This is a genomic window from Capsulimonas sp., from assembly GCF_039929585.1.
Lineage (GTDB): Bacteria > Armatimonadota > Armatimonadia > Armatimonadales > Capsulimonadaceae > Capsulimonas.
The window spans coordinates 1-25,270 of record NZ_JBDSQY010000268.1 but is presented as its reverse complement, the minus strand read 5'-3'; the positions used below and the strand labels follow the sequence as shown (position 1 = coordinate 25,270).

General features: G+C 59.6%; 26 protein-coding genes. 12 read left to right on the top strand and 14 right to left on the bottom strand.

Annotated features, from left to right (window positions below):
• Positions 1-52: 52 nt before the first annotated feature.
• The 4 genes from ABIZ35_RS20385 to ispG all read right to left on the bottom strand — a co-directional run bounded on the left by ABIZ35_RS20385 (position 53) and on the right by ispG (position 4,578).
• A complete protein-coding gene (locus tag ABIZ35_RS20385) occupies positions 53-691 on the bottom strand; it encodes an NAD(P)-dependent oxidoreductase (protein ID WP_348221762.1) in 639 nt (212 codons plus the stop codon).
• Positions 692-806: 115 nt separating this feature from the next.
• Positions 807-1,232: an Rrf2 family transcriptional regulator gene (locus ABIZ35_RS20380; protein WP_348221763.1), complete on the bottom strand. Its 426-nt coding sequence runs from the start codon at positions 1,230-1,232 to the stop codon at positions 807-809.
• A gap of 78 nt (positions 1,233-1,310) precedes the next feature.
• Positions 1,311-3,284 (bottom strand): HAMP domain-containing methyl-accepting chemotaxis protein, encoded by a 1,974-nt coding sequence (locus tag ABIZ35_RS20375; protein ID WP_348221761.1) that lies wholly within the window; start codon positions 3,282-3,284, stop codon positions 1,311-1,313.
• A 70-nt stretch (positions 3,285-3,354) separates the two neighbouring features.
• Positions 3,355-4,578, bottom strand: a complete 1,224-nt coding sequence (gene ispG / locus ABIZ35_RS20370) for a (E)-4-hydroxy-3-methylbut-2-enyl-diphosphate synthase (protein WP_348221760.1) — start codon at positions 4,576-4,578, stop codon at positions 3,355-3,357.
• Positions 4,579-4,678: 100 nt separating this feature from the next.
• Here ispG and ABIZ35_RS20365 point away from each other — a divergent pair, with 100 nt between their 5' ends.
• The 3 genes from ABIZ35_RS20365 (at position 4,679) to ABIZ35_RS20355 (ending at position 7,234) form a co-directional block, all read left to right on the top strand.
• Positions 4,679-5,458 carry a class I SAM-dependent methyltransferase gene (locus tag ABIZ35_RS20365; RefSeq protein WP_348221759.1) on the top strand — a complete coding sequence of 260 codons (780 nt, stop codon included), beginning with the start codon at positions 4,679-4,681 and terminating at the stop codon, positions 5,456-5,458.
• A 161-nt stretch (positions 5,459-5,619) separates the two neighbouring features.
• On the top strand, positions 5,620-6,234 hold the full coding sequence (locus ABIZ35_RS20360) for a DUF2239 family protein (protein ID WP_348221758.1): 615 nt from the start codon (positions 5,620-5,622) through the stop codon (positions 6,232-6,234).
• 19 nt (positions 6,235-6,253) lie between these two features.
• Positions 6,254-7,234 (top strand): phosphotransferase, encoded by a 981-nt coding sequence (locus tag ABIZ35_RS20355; RefSeq protein ID WP_348221757.1) that lies wholly within the window; start codon positions 6,254-6,256, stop codon positions 7,232-7,234.
• A gap of 88 nt (positions 7,235-7,322) precedes the next feature.
• Here the strand turns inward: ABIZ35_RS20355 and ABIZ35_RS20350 are convergent, their stop codons facing one another.
• The 7 genes from ABIZ35_RS20350 to ABIZ35_RS20320 form a co-directional block, all read right to left on the bottom strand.
• Positions 7,323-7,508, bottom strand: coding sequence for a hypothetical protein (locus ABIZ35_RS20350; RefSeq protein ID WP_348221756.1), 186 nt, complete (start codon positions 7,506-7,508; stop codon positions 7,323-7,325).
• Between the two features lie 80 nt (positions 7,509-7,588).
• Complete coding sequence (locus tag ABIZ35_RS20345) at positions 7,589-8,215, bottom strand: N-acetylmuramoyl-L-alanine amidase (protein ID WP_348221755.1); 627 nt, start codon at positions 8,213-8,215, stop codon at positions 7,589-7,591.
• Between the two features lie 122 nt (positions 8,216-8,337).
• Positions 8,338-8,586, bottom strand: coding sequence for a hypothetical protein (locus tag ABIZ35_RS20340; protein WP_348221754.1), 249 nt, complete (start codon positions 8,584-8,586; stop codon positions 8,338-8,340).
• A gap of 146 nt (positions 8,587-8,732) precedes the next feature.
• Entirely contained in the window at positions 8,733-10,022 is a 1,290-nt protein-coding gene (gene eno, locus ABIZ35_RS20335) for a phosphopyruvate hydratase (RefSeq protein ID WP_348221753.1), read from the bottom strand.
• Between the two features lie 87 nt (positions 10,023-10,109).
• Positions 10,110-11,045: a sugar phosphate nucleotidyltransferase gene (locus tag ABIZ35_RS20330; RefSeq protein WP_348221752.1), complete on the bottom strand. Its 936-nt coding sequence runs from the start codon at positions 11,043-11,045 to the stop codon at positions 10,110-10,112.
• 2 nt (positions 11,046-11,047) lie between these two features.
• Positions 11,048-12,424, bottom strand: a complete 1,377-nt coding sequence (locus tag ABIZ35_RS20325; protein ID WP_348221751.1) for a GHMP kinase — start codon at positions 12,422-12,424, stop codon at positions 11,048-11,050.
• Between the two features lie 107 nt (positions 12,425-12,531).
• Positions 12,532-13,044, bottom strand: a complete 513-nt coding sequence (locus tag ABIZ35_RS20320) for a shikimate kinase (protein WP_348221750.1) — start codon at positions 13,042-13,044, stop codon at positions 12,532-12,534.
• Positions 13,045-13,175: 131 nt separating this feature from the next.
• Here ABIZ35_RS20320 and ABIZ35_RS20315 point away from each other — a divergent pair, with 131 nt between their 5' ends.
• Positions 13,176-14,213: an LLM class flavin-dependent oxidoreductase gene (locus ABIZ35_RS20315; RefSeq protein WP_348221749.1), complete on the top strand. Its 1,038-nt coding sequence runs from the start codon at positions 13,176-13,178 to the stop codon at positions 14,211-14,213.
• An 88-nt stretch (positions 14,214-14,301) separates the two neighbouring features.
• Entirely contained in the window at positions 14,302-17,142 is a 2,841-nt protein-coding gene (locus ABIZ35_RS20310) for a hypothetical protein (protein WP_348221748.1), read from the top strand.
• A 52-nt stretch (positions 17,143-17,194) separates the two neighbouring features.
• Here the strand turns inward: ABIZ35_RS20310 and ABIZ35_RS20305 are convergent, their stop codons facing one another.
• Both ABIZ35_RS20305 and ABIZ35_RS20300 read right to left on the bottom strand, forming a co-directional pair.
• Complete coding sequence (locus ABIZ35_RS20305) at positions 17,195-17,446, bottom strand: translation initiation factor (RefSeq protein WP_348221747.1); 252 nt, start codon at positions 17,444-17,446, stop codon at positions 17,195-17,197.
• Between the two features lie 28 nt (positions 17,447-17,474).
• Positions 17,475-18,017: a hypothetical protein gene (locus tag ABIZ35_RS20300; protein ID WP_348221746.1), complete on the bottom strand. Its 543-nt coding sequence runs from the start codon at positions 18,015-18,017 to the stop codon at positions 17,475-17,477.
• A gap of 246 nt (positions 18,018-18,263) precedes the next feature.
• Between ABIZ35_RS20300 and ABIZ35_RS20295 the strand changes: the two genes are divergently transcribed.
• Positions 18,264-18,842 carry a DUF4142 domain-containing protein gene (locus ABIZ35_RS20295; RefSeq protein WP_348221745.1) on the top strand — a complete coding sequence of 193 codons (579 nt, stop codon included), beginning with the start codon at positions 18,264-18,266 and terminating at the stop codon, positions 18,840-18,842.
• Between the two features lie 80 nt (positions 18,843-18,922).
• On the opposite strand, the gene ABIZ35_RS20290 is transcribed toward ABIZ35_RS20295, so the two are convergent.
• Positions 18,923-19,396 (bottom strand): hypothetical protein, encoded by a 474-nt coding sequence (locus ABIZ35_RS20290; protein WP_348221744.1) that lies wholly within the window; start codon positions 19,394-19,396, stop codon positions 18,923-18,925.
• 235 nt (positions 19,397-19,631) lie between these two features.
• On the opposite strand from ABIZ35_RS20290, the gene ABIZ35_RS20285 reads away from it, so the two are divergent.
• The 6 genes from ABIZ35_RS20285 to ABIZ35_RS20260 are packed head-to-tail and all read left to right on the top strand — an operon-like array spanning position 19,632 to position 25,232.
• Positions 19,632-20,144 (top strand): vitamin K epoxide reductase family protein, encoded by a 513-nt coding sequence (locus ABIZ35_RS20285; protein WP_348221743.1) that lies wholly within the window; start codon positions 19,632-19,634, stop codon positions 20,142-20,144.
• Entirely contained in the window at positions 20,145-20,882 is a 738-nt protein-coding gene (locus ABIZ35_RS20280) for a thioredoxin domain-containing protein (RefSeq protein WP_348221742.1), read from the top strand.
• Positions 20,883-20,905: 23 nt separating this feature from the next.
• Positions 20,906-22,501, top strand: a complete 1,596-nt coding sequence (locus ABIZ35_RS20275; protein ID WP_348221741.1) for an AAA family ATPase — start codon at positions 20,906-20,908, stop codon at positions 22,499-22,501.
• Entirely contained in the window at positions 22,473-23,366 is an 894-nt protein-coding gene (locus tag ABIZ35_RS20270; RefSeq protein WP_348221740.1) for a tyrosine recombinase, read from the top strand. Before ABIZ35_RS20275 ends, ABIZ35_RS20270 begins: the two co-directional genes overlap by 29 nt.
• Before the next feature lie 9 nt (positions 23,367-23,375).
• Complete coding sequence (locus ABIZ35_RS20265) at positions 23,376-24,008, top strand: hypothetical protein (protein WP_348221739.1); 633 nt, start codon at positions 23,376-23,378, stop codon at positions 24,006-24,008.
• Between the two features lie 18 nt (positions 24,009-24,026).
• Entirely contained in the window at positions 24,027-25,232 is a 1,206-nt protein-coding gene (locus ABIZ35_RS20260) for a phosphopentomutase (RefSeq protein ID WP_348221738.1), read from the top strand.
• The last annotated feature ends 38 nt before the right edge of the window (positions 25,233-25,270 follow it).

Sequence of the window (25,270 nt, the reverse complement as noted above, 5' to 3'; positions counted from 1 at the left end):
GTAGGTTACGAAGCGCCGGGGTGGGTCATACGCGGGGCATGAGGGCCAGTCTCTAATACCCGAGTGTAAACCGCTGCTGCACGTGCTTGGGCGATTCGAGCTCGTCAATCACCGCGACTGCGTAGTCTTCGGCGGAAATGCGGCTGTTCCCTTCAGCGTCGACAACCAACTGGTCGCCGCCCAATCGGAAGGTATTGGTCCGCTCGCCTGGCGCGATCATGCCCGCGGGGCTCAGATAGGTCCAGTCCAGAGCGTTCGCTTCCGACTTGTAGACACCCAGGGCGTCGCGCTGTGCGCCGGCGTTGGATTTGTAGGCCACGGGGAAATCGGGAGTGTCGATCACTTGAAGGCCGGGCGCCACTTCCAGGCTGCCCGCGCCGCCGACCGTGAGAAGGCGCTTGACGCCGGCTTTGCTCAGACCGGTGATGAGCGACTGGGCGGCGTCCACAATGGTCCTGTCGGCGGCGCCGCTCGGGCCGTAGGCGCTGACGACGGCGTTGGCGCCCTTTACTGTTTCCGCGATGCTGTCGGAATTGAGAATGTCACCAGTGATGACTGTCAGGTGAGCATGCTGCTCGGTAAGCTTGGCCGGATCGCGGACGATGGCCGTGACCTGATGACCTCGATTGAGCGCTTCGCGTAAGATGCGTCCGCCGATCATTCCCGTGGCTCCAAAAAGTGCGATCTTCATTGTCGTATCCTTTCGCGGTCCGATTGTATTTTCGTTTCCATAACTTGTAACGTTTCCTGTTACAAGTTAGTTCCGAAAAAACGCCCTGATTTTACAGCGCATTGGTCAAGACAATTCAGCATGTGGCGGCGGCCTGTAGCTGGCGCACGATTTCCGCCATGGTGGTTTGGGAAAGCCGGTGCTCCATCGCCTGCTGTGCTTCGCCGAAAACGCCTTCCAACGAGACCTGGATGTTTGCTCCCACGGAGCATTCGGGATTGGGACGAGGGTGGATGGTGAAGAGATCGAGTGAGTCTTCGACGGCGCGATAGACATCCAACAGGGTAATGTCCGGGAGGGGGCGCGCCAGACGCGCGCCCGGCACGCCTTGCTGCGTGAGCACCAGACCGGCGCGGCGCAGCAGCCCCGTCACGTTGCGGACCACGACGGCGTTGACGCCGATGCTTCCGGCCATCCATTCCGAGGTGTTCTCATCCTGCTCGTTCATCCCCAGGAGGGAAAGAATATGCACGGCGACGGCGAAGCGGCTTGCGATGCGTATGGTCGTTGCTCCTTGTTATGGATCTTCTCAAGATCCATAACAAGGAATGTCTAACAGGGGTTCCGAGTGGGGGGCATCCTACGCCGCGCGCTTGAGATGCTGGGGCGCGTGTGTGGCGGGGGCGTTCATGCGGAACCGGCCGACCATTCCCTGAAGAGTGTCCGCCATCGCGTTCAGCTCCGTCGCCGCCATGCTGACCTGGTGCACGCTTGCGGTCTGCTGCTCGATCATGTTGGAGACGCCCTGCGCGCTCATGGTGAATTCCGCAGTAGCGCCGGTGATGTCGTCGATCGCGCTCTGGCTTTCCTGCGTGACTTGACGTACGGTTTCCACGGTCTTGAGCACTTCCTGCACGGAGGCGGCCATTTCCTCGACGGTTGCGGTGAGGCTGTCGACTTCAAACGCGACGGACTGTGCGGCCTGGACGATGTCCGAAAGGGCGACGCCGGCTTCGGCGCTTTGCGCGGCTCCGGCGGTCACTTCCTCGGTGCTTTCCTGCATCGCCTGCACGGCTCCGGCGACCTCGGACTGGATGCCGCCGATCAGCATTCCGATGTCACGCGTCGCGCTGGCGGCGCGCTCGGAGAGCTTGCGGACTTCGTCGGCGACAACCGCGAAGCCGCGGCCATGTTCGCCGGCGCGGGCAGCTTCGATCGCGGCGTTGAGCGCCAGCAGGTTCGTCTGCTCCGAGATCTGGCCGATTGTCTTGACGATTTCGCCGATCTGTTCGCTTTTGCGGCCGAGTTCTTCCACTTTGCTTGCGGACGCGCCGACCTGCTGACGGATACGCTCCATGCTGGAAATGGTCTGATGAACGGCGTCTCCGCCGCTGCGCGCCATGGCGGCGGCCTGCTGCGCGGCGGTCGCCATCTGCTGGGCGCTGCCGGCCGCCTGATCGACTGCCTGTCCGGCCTGCACCATCAGATCGCTGGCGACGCACGCGGCGTCGTACTGGCGCTTGCCGCCATCGGTGACGAGATCGCTGCACTCTGCGGAGTGCGCGGCTGTTTGCGCCATGCTTTGCGTGGACCGGGCGATCTCGCTCGCGGATCGGCTGGTGTCCTCCGATGTGGTGGAGAGGCGAACGCTGGTCGCCGCGACGGCGTTTGCGCTGCCGGCAATCCCACCGATCAGTTCACGCAGGCTGATCGTCATACGGGCGAAAGCGGTTCCCAGAGCGTCGTGATCCGACTGTGGCTGGACGACATTTGTCAGATCGCCGTCGGCGATTGCGCTTGCGGCCGACGCCATTTCTTTCTGGTGGGTCATCAGCGAGTGGAACGCCGCGACAACCATGCCGATTTCCGTCCGGCTGGCTGGCGGAAGCTCCTGCTGAACGTCGCCCTGCGCCAGGCCCTCCGCCGCTTGGAGCAGCGCTCGGAGCTGTGAAGCGATCGATTTGGCCAGGAAAATAGCGATGCTGGCGGAGATCAGTAGGATCAAGCCCTGCAACGCCCACCCCTCAGCAATCGCGCGCTGTGTACGGCGTGCGCCTTCATCAATACCGGCGTCAGTCTGGTCGGCTTGGGTTTGCAGGTTAGCCACAAGACCGCCGATCATTTCCTCAAGCTTGGCGCGCGCCGGGACGTACTGGTCCTGATAGAGCGCTTCGGCCTCACGAGTATGGCCGGCCTTGGCCATGTCCATCGTTTTGTTTTCGAGGATGTTGCAAACTTCGCCGTCTTGTTTAGCCAGCTCGTCCAATTGCTGCTGCAAATCGTTGTGGTGGGGAATGGAGTTCAGAGAGGTTTTAAGTGTTTCAAACGCTTTGCTGGCGGCGTCATCCGCCGCATACTTGGCGTCCCAGTGCCCTTGTTTCTGTGTATAAACATAGGCCATTGTCTCACGGGCCATCGTATTACTGGCCAGTGAGGCGTCCTTAGCGATGGAGATGGCCCGATGGGCGGCCGCTCCCGTCGTGCTTACGCTCTGCATATAAGCGCGTGTGGCGCTGACTGCCTGGAAGTAACCAATGATCCCAAGCGCGATCACGACCGCAAACGCTGCGATCAGCTTTGCCCTAATAGTAAGGCCACTGAGTCCAAAAGACATGAAAATCCCCCTGCTGAAACGACAATACACCTAGTATTATGGCTAGTCAAGGGGAGAACATTAGGTTGGATTACGCCATGGCGAGTTCTTGCGTGAAAGGAGCGGGTGGCGTATCGCCTTCCGGTTCCATCCAGCGCCCGTCGGATTTGATCAGTTCGACGAGCGCTTCCACGCCTTCTTCCTGAGGGACGTTCTTGACGGGGGTACGGCCACGGTAGAGAGTGATCACGCCGCCGCCCTTGCCCACATAGCCGTAGTCGGCGTCGGCCATTTCACCGGGACCATTGACGATGCAGCCCATCACGGCAATATCCAGACCGACGAGATGCTGCGTGGCCGCCTTGACCTTGCGCAGCACGGAGGTCAATTCAAATTTTGTGCGGCCGCAGGACGGGCAAGCGATGAACTCAACCTTGGTCTTGCGCAGTCCGAGCGCTTGGAGAATATCGTAACAGACGGGAATTTCGTTGATCGGATCCTCACTGAGACTGACCCTGATCGTATCACCGATGCCTTCGGCCAGCATCGTCCCGATGCCCGCCGTGCTCTTGACGCGCGCATACTCGCCGTCGCCGGCTTCGGTGACGCCCAGATGCAGGGGATAATCCATGCCCAGTTCGTCCATGCGGCGCGCCATCAATCGATTGGCGGCGAGCATAATCGGAACACGTGACGCCTTCAGAGAGATAATCAGATTGTGATAGCCGTGCGCCTCGCAGATGCGAATATACTCTAAGGCGCTCTCGACCATTCCCTCGGGAGTATCGCCGTACATAACAGTGAGACGCTCGGCGAGACTGCCGTGATTGACGCCGATGCGCATGGCGATATCGCGCGCCTTGCAGGCGTCGATCACGGGCAGCAGCGACTCTTCGATCGCCGCCAGCTCCTCTTGAACCTCAGTGGGCGTATAGTCATCCGTGCGCTGGCGGGGCTTGCGAAAGACAAACAAGCCCGGGTTGATCCGCACTTTGTCGACAAAGCCCGCGACGGCGACCGCAATATCGCCGCCTTGATGATGCACGTCGGCAACCAGCGGCACTTCGTAGCCACGGCGGCGCACTTCCGCCTGGATCTCGCCCAGGCAGTGCGCTTCGGCGAGGGTGGGGGTGGTGACGCGTACGATCTCGCAGCCGGCGTTGTGCATGGCGATGATCTGCTCGACACACCCCTGCACGTTGCGCGTCTCCTCGGTGATCATGCTCTGCACGACCACGGGGTGATCCCCTCCGATATACACATTGCCGACGCGCACCGCGCGCGTTTTGCGGCGCGGATAGACTAACTCACCCATGGCGCTGGGCCTCCACTCTTTGTTTGGACTTACAAACATTATACCTCAGCGGGCGTGCGGAGCAGGAAACCGCGCCTCCCGAGTCGAATCATCCTCCGTTATGCCAGCCACTCCCTCGTCCAATCCCACAACTCCTGCGGCCTTCAGCGCCGTCGCGCCGTACTACGACCATCTGATGTCGGGCGTCCCATATCGCTTCTGGATCGCCTACGTCGAGCGCCTTTGGAAGAAGCACAGCCTCGCGCCAAAATCCGTGCTGGACCTCGCCTGCGGCACCGGAACCGTCACCCGAATGCTCGCTCAGCGCGGCTATGTTACGGCTGGCGTCGATCTCTCCGGCCCCATGATCGCTATCGCCCGCGAGCGCGCCACCGAAGAAAACTTCAGTATCCCATTCTACGAACAGGACGCCGCCGACATGGACTTAGGCGTCTCCCGCTTCGACGCTGTTATCTCCCTCTTTGATAGTCTCAATAACATTCTCGAAGACGACCGCCTCCAGTCTGCCTTTCGACGCATGCACGACCACCTCAACCCCGGCGGCAGCTTCATCTTCGACGTCAATACCGAGTTCGCCTTAGAACAAGGCATGTTCAACCAGAGCTGCTCGCGCAAAGACGAACCCCTGCACTACCGCTGGCGCTCCCGCTACAACTCCGAAACCCGCATCTGCACCGTCAGTATGACCTTCAGCTACGACTCTGGAACCGGTGAGCGCGAAACCTTCAAAGAAACCCACATCCAAAAAGGCTACGCCAAAGACGAAATCACCCGCTGGCTAAAAGAAGCCGGCTTCGCCACCGTGACCGTCTACGACGGATATTCCACCGACCCGCCCCGCAAACGCTCTGACCGGTTATTTTATGTGGCGGTGAAGTAATTCTATAGAAAAAACTTCCTGATGGCGTCGAAAAAGTTGTTCATGTTTTAGAATGGCGGCAGGAAAAGAGAATTCGGATAAAATATTTTTATCCGGGTAATATTGACTCTTTTGTTTTACCCGGGTAATATTGACGCGACCAGGCGAGATTGGCTTTGGTGATGGTGAACTCGACACATATTGCTTTTGAAGGCGCACATCGTGTGTCGCATGGTTCTTTGGCGGATGCGGCGATCGCTGCGAAGCGGGCGCTGGATCGGCAGTCGGGCCATATGGTGCTGATCTTTGACGCTGTGTCCGGTGAGCAAATCGACCTGAATTTGCAGGGGACGATTGAGGATGTGCTCGCTCGTTTGCAGAGTCCGGCAAGCGATATCGTTCCGGCTGACGATCTGTCCGATGAGGCGCCTCGAACCCCAGGTCGGCCTAAGCTGGGCGTTGTGCCGCGTGAGGTGACACTGCTTCCTCGGCATTGGGACTGGCTCGCCGGCCAGTCGGGCGGGGCGTCGGTGACGCTGAGGAAGCTGGTCGAGAAGGAAATGCGGGCGTCGCGTCAGCAGGATCATGCGCGGCAGTTGCGGGATGCGGCGTATCGGTTTATGTCCGCTATCGCTGGTAACGAAATAGGGTTTGAAGAAGCACTGCGCGCTCTCTTCGCTGTCAATAGCGTAGGGTTCCATGCAATCGTCCAGAATTGGCCGGACGACATTCGCGAGCACGTTCAGCATCTCGCGGATCAATTTTTCGATGCGGACGTATCTCCACCTACGTCATGACTGTGAGGATAAGAAGATTATGAATAATTATCAAGACGAGCTTGATAGTGACATTGTTTTTGCGATTAATGCTGTCTTTGGCGATGCGCGGATCGACAGCGTTTCACCCATGGCCGGGGGACGCTCAGGAGCTTTGCTGTCAGTCGTGTCGGTGAATGGAGTGGGGTATGTGGTGAAGAAGGTCGATGCAAGCCGCCCGATGCACCAGGAGCGCGCCGAACAGGAATTTGCCTGTATGACCATTGCCTCCGAGCTGGGCGTGGCTCCGAAGCTGCATTACAGCAATGTCGAACGTGGCGTGTCCATTGCGGAACAGATTCACGGAGCGCCGCTGGTAAGATCCGAAGCGCATCTGGAGCGCGTGGCGCGGGCGCTGCGCTGTCTCCACCAGGGAACGGCATTTCCGCATGGGATCTGTCCCGCCGCGCTGGCTCATATGGTGGATGGAGATCTGCGCGAGCAAAGCGGATGCGGGCTTCCGGAGTGGATCATGCACGCCATTGATGAAGCCGATCGGATAATGTCGCCCTTTGTTCGGCCCACGCCGTGTCACAACGACTTGAACCCGACCAATATCATTGAAACCGATGCAAGGGTATATTTTGTCGATTGGGAATGGGCTGGTATGTCTAATCCGTTCGTCGACCTCGCTCAGTTAGGCGTATTTGGGTTTCCCAGGGCCGAACAGCAAGAGGAATTGCTCGTCGCGTATCTGGAGCGCGTTCCTTCCGAACAAGAGCGAGCGCTAATGGCAATGGCGCGAGTCATGGCGCTTGCGGTTTATGCAGGCGGCTTTTATCGGTCGGCTCAAGTCAGTCGCGATGACACGCTTCCAGCTGCGCTGTCGATCCCGGATCTACTCGCATATCTGGGAGCCCAGCGTGAGCGCGCGTCTGCATCCATTGTGGCGGCGTCCCTGCTGGAAGAGACGCGGCGAGAGATCAATGCAGACGCCTATGGCGACGCCAAGAAGCTGCTGCAGTCAAAGATCGGCGCCTGACTTTTGCCATATCGCCGCAAGCAGAAAAAGCCCGTCCGGCGCATGCCGGACGGGCTTTCATAATTTTGGCCAAAGCCTTATGTTCACCCTAGACCGCAGTCGGCCGCGCTCCGGGGGTGGTTTGTCCGCTCGTTTCACGCTCGTGGCGCTCCAGGGCGAGTTCCGCGCGGCGGAGGCGCTCGCGGATCTCTTCGGACGAGTCTGATGTGCTTGCATGACGCAGGTGCTCGTGCACCTCGTGCAAATGCTGATGCTGCTGTTCTGTAGTCGCCATAACGCTCTCCTTTGAGTTTCTGATGCTCAATGGATATATACCACCCATTGCTGGTTCTTTAAACGTATTTTTGCTGGAGCTTAGTTCCGAGGAGCGGCGTCGGCTTCCACGCCGGCAAGAATCGCTTCGGCGATCTTTTCTTGCCCTGCCTCGGTACGCGCGAACGCATAATCTTTGGCGTTGTTCAGTACGACCATCTCCACCGTGAGCGCCGGGACTTTCGAGAAAATCGATCCGGTGAGCGCGCCTTGCTTGCCGCCGATTTTCGTTCCCGCCTCGGTACGCAGTCCATGGTCCGGCAGCGCGCCGTCTAATGCTTTGATGGTCGCCTTGTGGAAGACTTTCGCCGCTGCGGCGCTGGCTTTCAGCACAGCTTGTGGCGGCCCGGTGACGCCATGGGCGGTTCCTTGGCGAGCGGGGTAATAGGTGGCGAAGCCTCGGCCCGCGCCGGAGTCGCAGTGGAGCCTCAGAAACAGTGCGGCGTGGGCGTCGTTTGCGATTTCGGCGCGGCGCATGTTGGTGACGAATTCGTTTTCGCTCGACTTGGTCATGACAACCGTCGCGCCTTCGTCTTCCAAGAGCTTCTTGAGACGAACGGCGACAACCCAGTTCAAATGCCGTTCCGTAAGTTTTCCATCGCGGCTCTGCGTCCCCGCGCTGGTTTCGGAAGTATGGCCGGGATCCACACAGACCACGTACCCACTCAACGCCTGCCCGCCACTCTGACTCCCCTTCTCCCAAAATTGGGAGAAGGGGCTGGGGGATGAGGGCCACACGGCCTGCGAAATAAAGCAAAAGGCAAGGATGAGAAGTACGCGCTTGATCATAATTATTTGACGGCGAGGTAAATCAAAATGGTCGCGATGAGGCCGGCGACCTGGCCGGCGATCAGCGATTTCTGGCGCGTCTTGATCGCGCCTGCGAGCGGGAACAGAGCGAAAAAGGCGACGCAGAGGATGGCCTTCCAGGGAGTACGCTCCCAATGGAACAGCACGGCTTCCATCACGCCGAAAAGGGCGCAGACGGGGAAAGCAAAAAAGCCGAGCAGAAACTCGGCGACGGCTTGGCGTTTTGGCATTGTGTAGGTCGAGGCCCTCACCCCCAGCCCCCTCTCCCAATTCTGGGAGAAGGGGAGCCAGAGGGGAGTTTTTATTTTAAGTATTCGGAATCCAACCCTCTCCCAGAATTGGGAGAGGGTGGCGCGGAGCGCCGGGTGAGGGCTTCTTACCGCTTCAGGTTATAGAACGAGCCCAGGCCCTTGAACGTCGCGGTGTCGGCCAGGGCTTCCTCGATGCGGAGGAGCTGGTTGTACTTGGCGACACGGTCGGTGCGGGCGGGGGCGCCGGTCTTGATCTGCCCGGCGTTCGTCGCGACGACGATGTCGGAGATCGTGCTGTCTTCGGTCTCGCCCGAGCGGTGGGAGACGACGGCGGTGTAGCCGGCTTGCTTCGCCAGTTCGATCGCGGCCAGGGTCTCGGTCAGGGTGCCGATCTGGTTGACCTTGATCAGGATGGAGTTCGCGGTGCCGGTGTCGATGCCCTTCTGGAGGAACTTCGTGTTGGTGACGAACAGGTCGTCGCCGACCAATTGGACCTTGTGTCCGATGCGCTGGGTGAGCTTGAGCCATGTCGCCCAGTCATCCTCGGCCAGGCCGTCTTCGATCGAGATGATCGGGTACTTCTCGACCAGGTCGGCGTAGTAGTCTACCATCTGGTCGCCGGACAGCGTGCGGCCCTCGCCCTTCAGGACGTAGCTGCCGTTGTCATAGAACTCGGACGCGGCGGGGTCCATCGCGATGAAAATCTGCTTGCCGGGCTCGTAGCCGGCCTTCTCGATCGCTTCGATGATGACCTTGATGGCCTCTTCGTTGCTCGGCAGGTTGGGGGCAAAGCCGCCTTCGTCGCCGACCGCGGTCGCCAGACCACGCGCGTGCAGGACGCCCTTCAGCGAGTGGTAGATGTCCACGCCCCACTGGAGCGCCTCCGAGAAGGACTCGGCGCCCACGGGCATTGCCATGAACTCCTGCATGTCCACGTTCGAGTCGGCGTGCTTGCCGCCGTTCATGATGTTCATCATGGGGACGGGAAGCTGGCGGCCGTTCGTGCCGCCGATGTAGCGATAGAGCGGGAGGCCGACTGCCTTTGCAGCCGCCTTCGCGACGGCGAGGGAGACGCCCAGGATCGCGTTCGCGCCCAGTTCACCCTTATTGTCCGTACCGTCGAGCTCGATCATGAGTTCGTCGATCGCGACCTGCTCGGTGGCGTCGAGGTCGATCAGCTCGGGGGCGATCTTCTCGTTGACGTTCTCGACCGCCTTCAGCACGCCCTTGCCGCCGTAGACTTTCTTGTCGCCGTCCCGCAGCTCAACTGCTTCGTTGGCGCCGGTGGACGCGCCGGAGGGAACGCTGGCGCGGCCCAGGGAGCCGTCTTCCAGATAAACATCGACTTCCACCGTGGGGTTTCCGCGGGAATCGAGAACTTGACGGGCTTGAATATTGACAATCGCCGTAGACATGAGAGGTCTCTCCTTTTATAGATCGTGTACGTATCGCATGCGGGCCTCGCTGGGCCCGCGGTCCGTGGATTTAGGACCTGAGAATCCTCAAAGGGATTCGAACAGCGCCCGCGCGGACTCGCGGTAAGGCGAGCGCATCGCAAGCGCAATCTGTGTGAGAACAAGGCCGTCCGGGACGCCCATATCGTACTGCTCGCCCTGGATCTCCGCCAGCAGATACGGCCCGCGCTGGAACAGCATCTCCTGAGCGGCCGCCATCTGGATTTCGCCCTTCTGACGAATATCGTTGTCGATGAGGTGTTTGAGGCAGTCGAAGGCGTCGGAGGGGAAGGCGTGGATACCGTAAAAGCACAGATACTGATCGTCGGGAATGCCCGGCGTTCGCAAATGCTCTCGGGCGTATTCAATGCTCGGCTTTTCCATCATCGCGCGCATCCAATAAGATGGAGCTCCGGAGAAATCCGTTGCTTCTCCCGCCGCCGTGCCGTAACGGTAGGCTTTGGATTCGTCGATCCGCGCCACGGAGGAGACGGGCGCGTGCGATTGCTCGAATGCGTGAATGATCTGCTGCGTGCAGCTCTGATCCGTACCAGAAAGGCTGATATGATCGCCGACCATCAGCACGAACGGCTCGCCGCCCGCCCATTCATGCGCCTGATAAACGGCGTGCCCATAGCCCTCTTGGGTGTGCTGGACAACGAAGGTCAGGCGGCTTTGCAGGTCCGCAAGCGTATCGGAAAGGGCGTCGGCCCAGTCCTTGCCGGCAAACTGGGTGCGCTTTTGCTCGTCGGTGAGACCCTGGAAGTGCGCCCGGATCGGTTCGAGGTTGCTGGGGTTGGCGACCACGCAGATCTCGTCGATCCCCGAGGCGACGACTTCTTCCAAGATAATCTGCAGGGTGGGCTTGGTGTACCCGTCGACATCGACGAGCGGGATCAGTTCCTTCTGCACGGTATTTGTCGCCGGATACTGGCGAGTGCCGCGTCCCGCCGCCGTCACGACCGCTTTTTTTACTGTCGTCATTGTCAGTTCTCCACGAGTTCGCTTGAGATTGTCCGAGGTCCGAAGGCCAGGGCGCCGGGGGATGCGCCGGCGAGGAAGACCTGCGCCATGCGTCCCGTTTGCGCCTGGTACTGATCGACGATCTCGGTCACGGCTTCTACGCCGTCGTCGCCGTAAGTCAGCAGAGCGACCGCGCCGCCGCATCCGCCGCCGGTGATTTTCGCGCCGTAAATCCCCTTCGCCGCGCCGGAGTCGCGCGCGAGGTTCACGAGCAGGTCCGTTTCCGGGCAGCCGAGGCCGATCTTGCTCATCGACCAATGCGCGCCGTACATCAGCGCGCCCGCCTGATTCATCGCCGTCGCAATATTCTCCGTGCGCGACATCAGATCGACGAAGCATTCGACGCGCTCATGCTCGAAAATCGCGTGGGACGCCGCCGCGCGGACTCCGTATGTCGTCCCTGGATCGATCCGGGTTACGAGGTCTCCCGTTTCGCCATAACGGGCTAAGAACTCCGCGCCTGTGATGGTTTCCGGGACTTGTTCGATGTGATCGGCGCGATACGCCGAAGGGCTGATCTGCGCCACATACTCGACGTTTAGAATTTTGCGCGCCATGAACGCCGCGATGCGCGCCCGCGTGTATTCGTCGCCGCCGACTGAGTGACGGACGCCCGAATTGACCCCATAGATGCGCACATCCGGCGGGAGTGTCCGTGTCCCATGCACTTCATGAGGCCGACAGAGCAATAGTAACAATTCGCCCGCCGTTCCCAGCGCGCTTGTCATTTGATCCATCACGCCGCACGGTGCGCCCGCCACGCAGTTCTCCACGATTTGACACAATCGGGCGAGCGTGACTCCGTCCAGGACAAGCCCATACGCTTCGCCGATCGCCTGCATGGCGGCGACTTCAATCGCGGCGGAGGAGGAAACGCCGGCCCCGGCCGGCACATCGCTATGCAGGAGAATATTCGCGCCCGTCTCGAACTGTGGCGTAATTTGCTCGGCCAGAAGTACGAAGAAGGCGCCGGCGAGATATGCCGCCCAGTGAGCGGTGGGATCGGCCTGAAAGTCGGCTTTGACCGCGTCATAGGTCCGCAGTTCGCCATCGAGAAAAAAAGAGTCCAAAGAGATTTGGACAGCAGTCCGCGTATCGCCGCCCACGCTCCAAACACGCACCTGGCGATCCTTGCGTTTGGTGAGGGCTACGACCGCCGCTTCACCAATGGTCGCCTGCGCGACGAGCGCTCCAGAATAATCGGCGACGCCGCCCATCACATCGATTCGACCTGGCGCTCGCGTGACGATCATCGTCGATTCCAGCGCCTCATCCCAGAGAAACGCCCGCCAAGCCGCATCTTGCCGCACCCGCTCTGTGAAATCGCTGACGTCTTGCACGGCGGCTCCTGAATGGAAAACATGACCGAAAAACCGCGAGTATTATAGCCGAAATCTTTAAAGAGTGTCAAATCACGGCGCTCGGAAAGCGTCCGATCACCATCTTGTTACTTCTGCGTCTGATCCAGCCATTCCATGATTTTATCAATGGTGTGATCCAGTGCGGGGTGTCCAGAAATGTCTACGGTAATATCCGCATACTGTTCGTAGAGCTGTGTACGCTCCCGGAAAAGCTCCTGAAACGTTTTGTTTTCAATCCCGACGACATGCGGCATGCCGCGGGCGATAAAGCGCTGTTCGATGCTGTCGATACTGTCCTTGAGATAGACGATCACTGAAGTCTCTTTCAGCATCGCCATCGCTTCCGGGGAGTAGATGGCGCTGCCGCCGGTGTCGATGATGGTCTGAGTCGCGTCAGTGAGGGTGAGGATGACGTCGTTTTCCAGCGCGACGAACTTCGGGTCCGACAGCAAAAACTTGTTGACGCCGCGCCGAGTCGCTTCTTCCGTCATGAGTTCGTCGCACTCGACGCAGTGATAACCGAGTCGCTCGCCGAGTTTTGCGCCCGTCGTGCTTTTTCCCACGCCCGCCATTCCGATTAACGCCACGTTCTTACGCATTTCCATCCTTACTCCTCTGCTTGGCCAGCTTCCTGGCGTCCGCTTTATTATGACTTCGAAGGCAAAGGAATTGTCAACGACTGATTGCTGTTATGCTGAATAATAAGGCTTTGAATATGAGGATGAGTGAAATGCAGATCGGTATCGATAGTTTTGTCGCGGTCCCACCGGACTCCGTCACCGGAGTGGCGCTCGATCCTGTGCAGCGAATGCAGGATTTGCTGGATGAGATTGAGACCGCCGATCGGGTCGGACTGGATGTTTTTGGCATCGGGGAACATCACCGACGGGAGTTTTTGGATTCCGCGCCTGCCGTAATTCTCGCGGCGGCCGCCGCTCGCACGAAGCGCATTCGGCTGACGAGCGCCGTCACGGTTCTGAGCGCTGCTGACCCCGTGCGCGTCTTTCAGGAGTTCGCCACCCTCGATCTGATTTCGCGGGGGCGGGCGGAGATCGTCGTGGGCCGCGGCTCCTTCACCGAATCATTTCCGCTGTTCGGCCTCGATCTGAACGACTACGATTCGCTCTTCACCGAGAAGCTCGATCTGCTGCTCAAAATCCGCGAAAGCCCAACCGTCACATGGTCCGGGCGGCACAGGCCGGCGCTGGATGCGCAGGAGATCTACCCGCGTCCCCTTCAGGACCCGCTGCCGATTTGGATCGGCGTCGGCGGCACGCCCAGTTCGTTCGCACGCGCCGGCGCCCTCGGACTGCCGCTGATGGTGGCCATTATCGGCGGCGAACCGCATCGCTTTCGCCCCTTGATCGATCTCTACCGTCAAACTGGCCTTCGCGCCGGTCACTCGCCGGAAAAGCTGACCGTCGGCGTCCACTCCCTCGGCTACGTCGCCGACACCACGGAGGAGGCCGTTGAGGAGTTCTATCCTGGATATGCCGAGATGTTCACAAGAATTGGAGCCGAGCGCGGCTGGTCGCCGACCACCCGCGCGCAGTTCGACGCCCAGCGCGGCCCGACGGGCGCGCTGCTCGTTGGGGACGCCGAAACCATCGCGCACAAAATTCTCGCTGTCAATAACTCTCTTGGGGGCATTTCTCGAATGACGTTCCAGATGAACGCCGCCGCCGTTCCACGGGAAAAGATGCTGCACGCGATCGAAATCCTCGGCGAAGCCGTGGCGCCGATCGTACGAAAAGCACTCACGCCCTAAGGAGTGTCCGTGAATGACGCAGTGGGTTTGACAGCGAAAGATCCCAGTGATATACTCTCGGAAAGGCCGCTTGCCAAGGAGCTTTCCGATGCACACTCGCTTCTTCCATTCTCAACTTTTCTTTTCCGTCAGCCTTTGCGGCATGCTCTCGTTCGGGGGCGCCTGCGCTCAAGTCCCTCTCGCAGCCGTGCGTCCGACACTGGCTGCGTCTCTGGCGCATGCGGCCCCTCCCGGAACGAGACTGGCGCTCTCTGTGGCGGCTGAGACCGTCACGCTTCCTGAAGGCGCATCGGCGCCCAGCCGGGAGCCGAGTGTCGGCGAAGTCTCAAGGGCCTACGGCCGGACGACGCATGAGTTCGGAAGTGTCGTCGCTGTGGCGCCGCCGACGATGGTGATCTTAAACACCGCGCCGGGCGAGCCGAATATCTACGCTGGTCTGCCCGTGACCGACGCGTTCACATTGCTGGCGTCAAGCCTCACGGACGAGCAGTGGAAGCAGCTGACCAGCGAACAAGGACTGGGGATTCAAGGGTTCGACGCGCAGCAGAAGCAGATGTTCGCCGCGCTACTGTCCGCCGATGGTAAGCTGGTGATTCGACCTAAGTACGCCAACGGCGAAAAATGGGACGACCATGACAAACGCGACATGACCGCTCAGCTTCCCCAGGTTCATTTAAGGATGAGCCAGACGATTGCGCTGAACATCCCTCCCAAAGAAGATCCAAACTCCGAGTATATGGATGCGGAGATTCCGCCGCCTGCCGGCTCTCCGCGGCAGTACGAAGTCGCGGATCGGCATGATTACGGAGGTTCGTCGGACACCGACTATGGCGCTCTGGTGCGCGCCGAGATGCCTAACGCGCCAAAGCGCGGACAGCTGGATTTTACCGATCCATCACTGCACGCGCCAGTCCCTCTGGATGGCCTGAAAACAGTGGGGGACCTCATTTATCGGATCGGCAATCTCACGAAGATAGAAATCTACGTCGACCCCCGGATGGAGAAAAAGTCGCTGACGCTGCTGGGGGCGACATCCGCGCCGGCGTCGGACCTTTTGCGATCGCTGGCGTTTTGTCTCACGAGCACATTTCGAAAAGTCGGGCCGGCCTACGTCTTGACGGATGACATCGCGGGCCTCGGCGCGCGGAAGCAAATTTGGAATGACTTCGAGGAGGAAGCCGACGTGCTTCGGCGTGGACCTGTCAGAGCCGCCAGCAACGCGCTGTATGTGCGCCATACACCGCGCGATATCCCATGGCTCGACGATCCCGCCGCAGTCACTCCCGAGCAGATTAAGCTTGCGAGCGATCAGACCGTGAATACGCAGGATGGTTTTTCCCCTGAACTGAAACTCACCCTATCCCAGCTGACGCCCGTCCAGCAGGACATGGTCCGACGGGGAGCCGAGAAGTGGAATCGTGAATACAAGCGGCAGCCCGTCAGTACCGATGGCAATATCCGGATTCGGCCCGCGCTGAATGTTCAGCTGCTGTCTCCGGGTGTCGATACTCCCATCGATATGAATTTAAATCATGGCGGAATGGAGCAGTGTTTTCTCTTTCAAGAGCCTGCGGATATGGTTGCGGAGAGTATAAAGGCGCAGGACGAAAAGAGGCTCAAGGAGCATCCGGAGTGGAGATCCCTGAATAAAACGCCGGAAATGGGGCCAATGGCCGATACCTGGAATGCATTGCGCGCGGCGCCCAGGCGCGCGGTGATCGTGCATGCGCGAAACGCCAAAGAAGTGGACGCCGCGTGCGACGCCGCCAAAACGCTTGGCTTGAACGAACTATGGCTCGATGTGTTCTCGGGCGGCAAGGCGCGCACGGATCTCGCATCGCATGGAGAAAACGATATCCTGACCGAGGCGCTTGCGCGGACAAAGGGAACGCCAATCCAGGTTTATCCCATGCTCGCTCTCATGTATTGGGGAGATTCGCCGCCGGAGGGATGCGCTGATCGAAATATTTTAGGCGAAACATCCGCACAGGCGGCGGCGAGGCGCCGAGAGCTCAAGGCCCTTCTGACGGATAGGGATAGCTTAGGAGATGAGGCTTACTCCAACCCGATTATTCCGGATTGGCCCGGCGTGATTGTGTGTCCTCTGGCGCCGGCCGTGCGGGCCACGCTGACAGGTCTCATCAAAGACTTGGCCGCTCGGCGCGGGATTGGGGGAATGGTCTGGCGCGATCTGGACTCCCCGGGATACGACTTGCTGCCGGGAGGATCAGACACGAACAGCCTCCTGCTGGGCTACCATGAGGCGGCTCGGTTAGCCTTTTTGAGGCGGTTCCATGCCGATCCTGTCGATATTTATGACGTTGGTCATGACGGGGTCAAAGCCAACACCGATCTCCCGAACTTCGGCGATAATAACGGTGAATATCAGCTGCATGACTCTTGGGTGAAGTTCCGGCAGGAAGCCTTTCCAGCGTTTCTGCGCGAACTTTATGTGGCGGCCAATCCCACTGGGACGCCGCCTGCGCGGCGGATTCCAATGATCCTCAAACAACTCCGCAGAGGGCAGGGCGGTAATATTGGAAATGGACAGTACGTTTATCCGCCCGGCTGGTACGGATCCTGGGACAACCCTGCGCTGCCGCCGCCGACGCTGCACACTCAAGGTGAGGAATACAAGCCCGGCGAGCCTTCAAAACCTGTCGCTGGCGACAGCGATCAGGCAAGGTTGCAATCCCATATTGTGATCACGCCGCTCACGCGCGACACGCTGTCACAGATGCGAATGATGGCGAGCTTCCGAAAGTCCGCGAATCCCGCAATCATCCGCACGATGCCATCGCCGCCCGCAATGTCCGGGTTCGTGCTGGATTTGGGCGATGCTCCTGGCGTCGGCGCCCTGAACGATTTGCTTACCGAAGTCAAATCCGTCCCGCCGCCGGCGAGCGTCGCGAAGCCAGCCGCCAAATAAATCAACAAAAACGGCCCCCGGCGCAGTGCGCCGGGGGCCGTTTTGTATGAACTTACCGCTGATCGGCGGGATCGCCGTAGGGATCCTGCGAGGCGGGAAGCACGGTCTGCTGATCTCCCGCATCGCCGTATGGATCTTGTGACGCCGGCAGGACGCTGGTCCGGTCGCCTGCGTCGCCGTAAGGGTCTTGTGAAGCAGGGAGAACGCCGCCGTTGCCGCCGTTGCCGGCGTTGTTCTCGTTTTCGTTATTGTCGCCGCCCGTGAAGATCTCTTTGATCCCCTCGAATATCTTATCCAATCCCATGGGCTATACTCCTTGTTCTAAATACCGATTACATGCCTGGGCCGCGCGGGCCAGGAGCGGCGAGGCTTGAGTCGAAGTCCAGCGCGGACGTTGTCGGAGCGCCGGCGGGCGGAGCGGGGACAGGCACGTTTTGGAAACGGCCATAATCGGGCGCATACCGCTGAACCTGATCCTGGGGAACCTGTGCGCCGCCGCTCGGAGCAGTCACCCATACGGGCTGATGCTGCGCGTTACGATAGTAAATGCCGCCGTTTTTGGACTGATAAAGCTGGCCCTGAGGAGACGCGCCCGGGGTCGTTTGATTTTGGGACGCCTGGTGCTTCTTGTAAAGATAGTAAAGAAGCGCAGCGCCCGCGAGCAGAACGACTTTCTGCTTGGTCGACATTCCCGGACGCTGCTGCGCAGTCGGCGTCGTGGACATCATGGGGCCGCTGGACGAAGGCGGCGGCGCGGTATCCGTCTTGCTGCCGCAACCTGCCGTCATGGCGAGCGTGGGGAAGGCAAGCGTTGCGATCAGCGCGAGTGAAATCAGTCGCGTTGATTTGATTCTGGGTGTATTGATAAGCGTCATCTTCGGGGCGTCCTCCGTGAAAGTGATCCATCGCAGTCCGCGTCGTGCGCCGGACAGTTGTGGCGTTATACCCGTATCGTTCGTATCTCAATCGCGCACTCTGACGCCGTTCATACTGGACTGTATGCCTGCCGCGTTTACTCGGATTTCTATGGTGGTATTTCTCAACATATAGAACTCCAAATATGTATAGGCGGTGAGGGGACTCCCCGCAGCCGCGATGAGAAAGATCAAGGGTGATTTGTAATGAATACCAAAGGAACGTGCATGCTGACAGTCGCCGCCGCGCTGTTTGCCGTGGTGTTGGCGCCTGCTGCGAAGGCGGCGCCGGTATCGATGATGGACAAAACGTTCGTCAAGAAGGCCGCGCAAAGCGATATCGCGGAGATCATGACCAGTCAACTGGCTCTCCAGCGCGCTGTGGACGGCAATGTCCGTGAGTTCGCTCAGCACATGGTTCGCGATCACAAGATGACGAGCATGAAGCTAAAGAAAATCGCCATGACCAATGGCGTAATGGTTCCTATGCACACCGACCAGATGCACCAGATGGAGTATATGCGGCTTTCGAAGATGACAGGCGCTTCGTTCGACAAGACGTATATCCAGGGACAAGTGAAGGCGCATAAAGCCGCCGTCGCACTGTTCACCTCTGAGAAAAATCGGGGGCGCAATGGCCAGCTTACCCAGTTTGCCGCGACCACGCTGCCGGCCCTCAAGATGCATCGCATGATGAGCGTGCAGACCGCAAGCGCGGTGATGCGAGCCAACGATGGCCGCTATGCACATCGCACGAACGGCATGAAGCATATGGGCAATATGTAATCGCGCACTTTCCATCAATTAAACGCCGCCTGCTTCCATGGACAAAATGGAAGCAGGCGGCATTTTTTATTCGTTCTGGGTTAGCAGTCAATTCCGAGATACCATCGTACTCCCTCGGCTTTCGCCTGTTCCAGTATCCTCACAATGTCCTGCAGATCGATCTCAACGCCTTCCTGCAAATTCCATCCTGGTGCGTACCGTATCCTGTCTTTTTCCGAAGTTGGGATAAAATTGGGGTTCGTCTGCAAATAATCGAGAAGAGCACGGGCTGTCGCCAGACCTTCGGATGCGGGAAACCATTCGATGGCTGGCGCCATGCGTCGTATGTTTTCCGGCGCATCTGCGGGGTCGCCGTCGAACATAAAGCCGATGATCTGTTCTGGATCGGCGCTGTGAAATTCGTGAAGCGGCTTTACACCCAGATTTCTTGCAACATCGGCGAGGTTGCTTTCTTCCGTGTCATCCACCGGCGCGTTCGCCAGCGCCTTGCCGCCCATGAAACTATCCAATCCGTCGATCTCGCGCTCCAGCGCGACGTACAATGCAACGCCCATGTTTACCCTCCTGCTGACGGCTTATTTACTTCCTCGGCTAAATATGCATGATTATAGCAGGTGCATATTCTCTTGTCGTTTTGCAGCGGCGGCGTCAGATTTCGGCCGGGATTTAGGCTACAATAAGAGAACGGAAACTTTGACGGCGTCCAGCCCCGTAAAGGCAGGGGAACTCCATGTGCGCTCGCATCGCTCCGGAGTTCCTGAAAAGTCATTATAAGGAAGATTGTTGCCTATGTTTACGGCGCGCATCGCGGCGGCCCTAACACGCTGTTATATTGCGCAGATCGTCCTAGGGTTCATGGGCGCGGCCATCGCGGGCACGCTCTGGTGGGCGCACCGGGCGCATGTCGATTTGCCCTGCTCCAGCAACGGCGGGTGTGAACTCGTGGCCGCCAGCTCCTGGGCGCATATGACGCTTGGGCCGTTTCACGACATTCCGGTCGCCCTGCTCGGTCTGCTGGGGTATCTCGCCATTCTGACATTCGCGATGATCAAGATCGGCGCGGATACCAAGCGAACCAAGATCCTGGTGGGCAGGCTCGGACTGCTCGTGATCACGGGCGGCTTCGCGTACTCCTGGTTCCTGCAATATGTCTCCCATGTGAAGATCGGCGCGTTCTGCCCATATTGTTTCACTTCGGCATGCGTCATGACGCTGCTGTTCATTTCCGCTATCATTGAAAATTCGCTGCTGCGCCGGCAAAGCGGCGCTCACTCTCCTGTGCTGGAGGGGGAAGCAGGTTAAATGCCCAACGTAAATAAAAAAACAATACTCTTCGGATCCTGGATCGTCATTCTCGCCGGTCTTTCTTACGCCATCAGCCGCATGAGCAGTAAGGACGTTGAGCAGCAGCAGCAAAAACCGCCTCCGTCGAAGTTCAACGCTGACGTTGTCGTCAAGAGGTGGCCAGAGATCATGAAGCATGTCGCCGCTCCGGCGCGCGGACCTGCGAACGCAGCTTATACGATTGTGGAGTTCGGGGATTTTCAGTGCCCGCAGTGCGGGACCATGCGCCCGGTCGTCGAGAAGGGGCTGGCGGACAGCAAGGGACAGGCGAACCTGTACTTTGTCCACCGCCCCATCCCGCAGATCCACAAATTCGCCATGGCGTCCGCGCAGGCGTCCGCCGCCGCCGCTAAGGACGGTAAATTCTGGCCAATGTACGACGTGCTTTACTCGCACCAAGATGACCTGGAGCCGGGATACTACGATAAATATGCGAGGGCGGCCGGACTGGACGGCGCGAAAATCATGGACGCCGTGCAGAAGAATACTTATCTTGCGCAAATCAACGCCGATCTGGCGTTTTGTGAGGATCTAGGCATCGAATCGACTCCGACCGTGATCATCCGGAACAACAAAACGGGTGAGGTGAAGGTCGCGACGGGAGCGGCTGAGATCAAGCCGATGTTCGGCTATGCACCTTGGTCGCTGACCGCATCCGGTCCCATGGCGCCCGCCGCGAAGCCGGCGAAGTCATGACGATCCCGGAAAGGAATGCTTCTATGTCGGCAGTGGACACCGAACTGGAAACGCTGATTCGCGCCCGCTATCCCATCATCTATGTGGTGTCGTGGGAGGAAAAGCGCGTCGAGCAGGCGATCGCCGCGATCTGTCTTGCCCGCAACAAGAAGATGCTGCAATGGACGGTCACGCAAGGAATCGTGCAGAACTCGAATAACCGTGATGACGCCACGCGCGATCCGCTGGCCGCGCTGGACCATGTGATGGCGTCGCGCGATCAAGCGGTTTATCTGTTCAAGGACCTGCATCCGTTTTTGAACGACACGGCCCTCGTGCGTCGGCTGCGTGATTTGACGTACGCCCTTAAAACTTCGTACAAGACGATCGTGATGCTCTCGCCCGTGCTGCGCCTGCCGCCCGAACTGGAAAAAGAAATCACAGTCGTCGACTATGCGCTGCCGACCCTGAAAGATCTGGACGAACTGCTGGAAGGCATTATTCAGTCGGTCAAGGCAAACCCGCAGATCACGACCGAGATGACCGAGGAGGAGCGCGAGCAAGTGCTTCAAGCGGCGCTGGGGCTGACGGGGACCGAAGCCGAGAATGTCTTCGCGAAGTCTCTTGTGGAGAAGCATCGCTTCGACGTGCACGTCATTCTTTCCGAAAAAGAGCAGATCATTCGCAAATCCGCGATTTTGGAATACTATCCCGCCTCCGAAGCGTTCGCGGATGTCGGCGGCCTCGATCTGCTCAAGGACTGGATGTCAAAGCGGACCATCGCGTTTACCGAAAAGGCGCGCGACTTCGGGCTGCCTGCCCCTAAGGGCATTCTCATGCTCGGCGTGCAGGGCTGTGGCAAATCGCTGTCCGCCCGCGCGATCGCGTCGCTTTGGAACCTGCCGCTGCTGCGTCTGGATGTCGGCAAGATCTTCGGCGGCATTGTCGGCCAGAGCGAGGAGAATATCCGCAAGGCGATTCGAATTGCCGAAAGCACCGCGCCGAACGTCGTTTGGATTGACGAACTGGAGAAGGGATTTTCGGGGACGCAGTCCTCGGGCATCAGCGACGGCGGCACCACCGCGCGTGTCTTCAGCACCTTTTTGACCTGGCTTGCCGACAAGACTGCGCCCTGCTTCGTGGTGGCGACGGCGAATGATGTGTCGGCGCTGCCGCCGGAACTGCTGCGCAAGGGACGCTTCGATGAGATCTTTTTTGTCGATCTTCCCGGTGAGAGCGAACGGGCTGAAATCTTTGAGATCCATCTCAAAAAACGCAAGCGTGATCCGCTGCTGTTCGATCTCCATCGCCTGGCCGAAGCGGCGCACGGTTACTCCGGCGCGGAGATTGAACAAGCCGTGGTCTCCGCTCTGTTCGACGCGTTTGATCTGGGCCGGGAGCTGACGACCGAGGATATCTTAAAAGTCGTTCGAGAATCCATCCCGCTGTCGCAGACGATGAAGGAAAAGATCGATATTCTGCGGGAGTGGTCCGAAACTCGCGCTCGCCCCGCCTCGTCCGTGCCAAACGCCAGGGTCCAGAGGACGACGGACCTCATGGATATGGATGACGATACGTTCGAGTTCGGCGATATCCTGGTGGATAACAGCGATGGACCACTGGCTCACGATCTTTCTTAACAATCTGAGCGGCGAGCGGGGGCTATCCGCCAACTCGCTCGTCGCCTACAGTAACGACCTGCGCCAGTTTATCGAATTTCTGGCCTCGCGCGGGATCGCCGATCCGCGCATCATCCAAACCGAAGACGCCGCCGCGTTCATCGCTCTCCACCGCAAAAGCGGCGCCGCCCCCGCCACCGTGACGCGCCGCTTCAGCTCCCTGCGCATGTTCGCCCAGTTTCTCGTCCGCGAACAAGCCCGCGCCGACGACTTCACGCTCACCCTTGATCCGGGGAAATCCCGCTCCGTCCGTCTCCCGAAAACCCTTTCCGTGCGCGACATGGAGCGCCTGCTCGTCGCCCCCGATGAAACAACCCCCGAAGGACGGCGCGACGGCGCAATGCTGGAGCTCATGTATGGGAGCGGCCTGCGAGTGTCCGAACTGGTCGCGCTCAAGACGGAAGCCTTGGATCTGCGCGCCGGCCTGGTTCGTCCGCTGGGCAAGGGCAACAAAGAGCGCCAAATCCCACTCACGCCCCAGGCGCGAATTCGTATTGAAGCCTATCTTAAAGACGCGCGTCCTAAGTTAATGAAGGGCAAGCCGCCTGCTCCCTTTCTCTTCGTCACCGATCAGGGTTCATGCATGACCCGAGAGCATTTTTACACGCGCATTCAAACGTATGGCCTAAGTGCGGGGATCGCACAGCCCGTAACGCCGCATATGCTGCGCCACTCGTTCGCGACCCATCTCCTCGCCGGCGGCGCCGACGTGCGCGCCATTCAGGAGATGCTGGGGCACGCGAGCGTCGAGACCACTCAGCGCTACACCAAAGTCGATGTCGCGCGTCTGCGGCAAGTCTACGACAAGGCGCACCCGCGCGCCTAAAGGATACGTATGACCAAAGAGACGCTGGATAATCTCCAAGGCGCGGCGCTTTTAATCCCATTTCTGATCTTGTGTTATTTTATTGGAATCACGGTCAACAAGTTCCAGCAGTCCAGGTACAAACGCGCCTTCGCGCCGATTGCGCCCATCATTGAGGGTGTGTTCCATGACGACGGCAGCGGCGATTCTGGCGTCATGGCGGGGAGCTATCGGGGACATAAAGTGATTGTTCGCATCACGACGAACACCACGGTATCGCCCAGTGTGGGAGGTGGCGATATGCTCGGCAGCGCCATCAATCAGAGACGTAATCTTTTTGAGATCGAACTGACCGATCTTTCCGGGGCGGGGAATTGGTCGTTTCAGCACCGGGCGCATTTGTTCCAGAAGGCCGATTGGGGACTGTCCACATCCGACAACGCGCTGCTGGCGCGATTGAACGAGGTGGGAGCGGGCGAGGCGATCCAAGCGATGATGCATTTGCCGGCGGTGTGGTACTCGTCAATGGGTAAGAACTTGCAGTACCGTGAGGACATCCATCCTTCGCTGGCGCCGCGCCCTGACCGGTTCCAGCAGCAACTTGATCTGCTCGTTCATCTGGCGGAAATTAACGCCAGGGTCAATCCCGTGCTCGAAGGCTGACACAAAAGGCTGGCAAATATGTCCCGCGTAATCCTTATCGTTCTGGATGGCTGCGGCGTCGGCGCCCTGCCGGATGCCGCCGAATATGGCGCCGACGATCCCGCAAGCGCCACGCTTCCACATGTCGCCGCCGCCATGGGCGGTTTGACGCTGCCGACGCTGCAAGCGCTGGGATTGGGATGTATTGCGCCGATCCAAGGCGTGGCGCCTGTCCCCTGTCCCGTGGGCGCCTGGGGAAAGTCCGCCATTCTCTCCAAGGGCAAGGACAGCGTGACCGGGCATTGGGAGATGATGGGCGTGATTACTGAGACGCCCGCGCCGACTTACCCGAACGGCTTTCCGACAGACGTGATCACTGCATTCGAGGCCGCCATCGGCCGCAGCACGCTCGGCAATTTCGCCTCGTCCGGCACGGAGATTTTAGCGAAACTGGGCGCGGAGCACATGGCGACGGGCTTTCCCATCGTCTATACTTCTGCCGACAGCGTCTTTCAAATCGCCGCGCATGAAGACGTCATCCCCATCGATGCTCTTTATAAGATGTGCTTGACCGCCCGTCGTCTCCTGACCAGTCCCCATGGCGTACAGCGCGTCATCGCCCGGCCATTCATCGGTAATGGGCCACATGGATTCACCCGCACCGAGCGCCGCCGCGACTTCCCGCTGGCGCCTCCCGAACACAATCTGCTGCGCGCCTTGCAAACGCAAGGCGTTGGAACCCACGCCATCGGCGTCGTCGCCGATCTCTTTCCCGCCGACCTCTTCGCCCGCCGCGAGCGCACCCAGTCCAACCCCGCCCATTTGGCGGCGATCCTGCGCGCCATCCAGGCAGGCGACGAACACTTCGTCTTCGCCAACTGCGAAGACTTCGACATGCTTTACGGCCACCGCAACGACCCCGCCGGCTTCGCCCGCTCGCTCGCCGAGTTCGACGCGGCGTTAGTCGGGATCTGGAACGCCCTCCAACCCGGCGACCTCTGCATTCTCACCGCCGACCACGGCAACGACCCGACGACAGGGTCCACGGACCACGCGCGGGAATATGTGCCGCTGCTGATGTTTGGTGTCGGGGTGGAAGGTAAGGAATTAGGGACGCGCGCGACGCTGGGCGACCTGGCGCACACGGTGGCGGCGTGGCTTGGGGTGAAGTGGGATGGGGTGGGGTGCGAGGCCCTCACCCCCCAGCCCCCTCTCCCAATTCTGGGAGAGGGGGAGCCGGAGTAAGATTGAGATTTTTGATTAGGATTTTGATCCGAAATTTT

What these genes read in the sequence shown, in the direction of transcription:
- ABIZ35_RS20260 (WP_348221738.1), top strand. Translation starts at nt 24,027, where the DNA reads ATGTCCCGCGTAATCCTTATCGTTCTGGATGGCTGCGGCGTCGGCGCC.
- eno (WP_348221753.1), bottom strand. Translation starts at nt 10,022, where the DNA reads ATGTCTACGGCGATTGTCAATATTCAAGCCCGTCAAGTTCTCGATTCC.
- ABIZ35_RS20265 (WP_348221739.1), top strand. Translation starts at nt 23,376, where the DNA reads ATGACCAAAGAGACGCTGGATAATCTCCAAGGCGCGGCGCTTTTAATC.
- ABIZ35_RS20350 (WP_348221756.1), bottom strand. Translation starts at nt 7,508, where the DNA reads ATGGCGACTACAGAACAGCAGCATCAGCATTTGCACGAGGTGCACGAG.
- ABIZ35_RS20375 (WP_348221761.1), bottom strand. Translation starts at nt 3,284, where the DNA reads ATGTCTTTTGGACTCAGTGGCCTTACTATTAGGGCAAAGCTGATCGCA.
- ABIZ35_RS20330 (WP_348221752.1), bottom strand. Translation starts at nt 11,045, where the DNA reads ATGACGACAGTAAAAAAAGCGGTCGTGACGGCGGCGGGACGCGGCACT.
- ABIZ35_RS20320 (WP_348221750.1), bottom strand. Translation starts at nt 13,044, where the DNA reads ATGCGTAAGAACGTGGCGTTAATCGGAATGGCGGGCGTGGGAAAAAGC.
- ABIZ35_RS20295 (WP_348221745.1), top strand. Translation starts at nt 18,264, where the DNA reads ATGAATACCAAAGGAACGTGCATGCTGACAGTCGCCGCCGCGCTGTTT.
- ABIZ35_RS20385 (WP_348221762.1), bottom strand. Translation starts at nt 691, where the DNA reads ATGAAGATCGCACTTTTTGGAGCCACGGGAATGATCGGCGGACGCATC.
- ABIZ35_RS20275 (WP_348221741.1), top strand. Translation starts at nt 20,906, where the DNA reads ATGTCGGCAGTGGACACCGAACTGGAAACGCTGATTCGCGCCCGCTAT.
- ABIZ35_RS20355 (WP_348221757.1), top strand. Translation starts at nt 6,254, where the DNA reads ATGAATAATTATCAAGACGAGCTTGATAGTGACATTGTTTTTGCGATT.
- ABIZ35_RS20270 (WP_348221740.1), top strand. Translation starts at nt 22,473, where the DNA reads ATGGACCACTGGCTCACGATCTTTCTTAACAATCTGAGCGGCGAGCGG.
- ABIZ35_RS20310 (WP_348221748.1), top strand. Translation starts at nt 14,302, where the DNA reads ATGCACACTCGCTTCTTCCATTCTCAACTTTTCTTTTCCGTCAGCCTT.
- ABIZ35_RS20360 (WP_348221758.1), top strand. Translation starts at nt 5,620, where the DNA reads ATGGTGAACTCGACACATATTGCTTTTGAAGGCGCACATCGTGTGTCG.
- ABIZ35_RS20315 (WP_348221749.1), top strand. Translation starts at nt 13,176, where the DNA reads ATGCAGATCGGTATCGATAGTTTTGTCGCGGTCCCACCGGACTCCGTC.
- ABIZ35_RS20340 (WP_348221754.1), bottom strand. Translation starts at nt 8,586, where the DNA reads ATGCCAAAACGCCAAGCCGTCGCCGAGTTTCTGCTCGGCTTTTTTGCT.
- ABIZ35_RS20285 (WP_348221743.1), top strand. Translation starts at nt 19,632, where the DNA reads ATGTTTACGGCGCGCATCGCGGCGGCCCTAACACGCTGTTATATTGCG.
- ABIZ35_RS20300 (WP_348221746.1), bottom strand. Translation starts at nt 18,017, where the DNA reads ATGACGCTTATCAATACACCCAGAATCAAATCAACGCGACTGATTTCA.
- ispG (WP_348221760.1), bottom strand. Translation starts at nt 4,578, where the DNA reads ATGGGTGAGTTAGTCTATCCGCGCCGCAAAACGCGCGCGGTGCGCGTC.
- ABIZ35_RS20365 (WP_348221759.1), top strand. Translation starts at nt 4,679, where the DNA reads ATGCCAGCCACTCCCTCGTCCAATCCCACAACTCCTGCGGCCTTCAGC.
- ABIZ35_RS20290 (WP_348221744.1), bottom strand. Translation starts at nt 19,396, where the DNA reads ATGGGCGTTGCATTGTACGTCGCGCTGGAGCGCGAGATCGACGGATTG.
- ABIZ35_RS20280 (WP_348221742.1), top strand. Translation starts at nt 20,145, where the DNA reads ATGCCCAACGTAAATAAAAAAACAATACTCTTCGGATCCTGGATCGTC.
- ABIZ35_RS20305 (WP_348221747.1), bottom strand. Translation starts at nt 17,446, where the DNA reads ATGGGATTGGATAAGATATTCGAGGGGATCAAAGAGATCTTCACGGGC.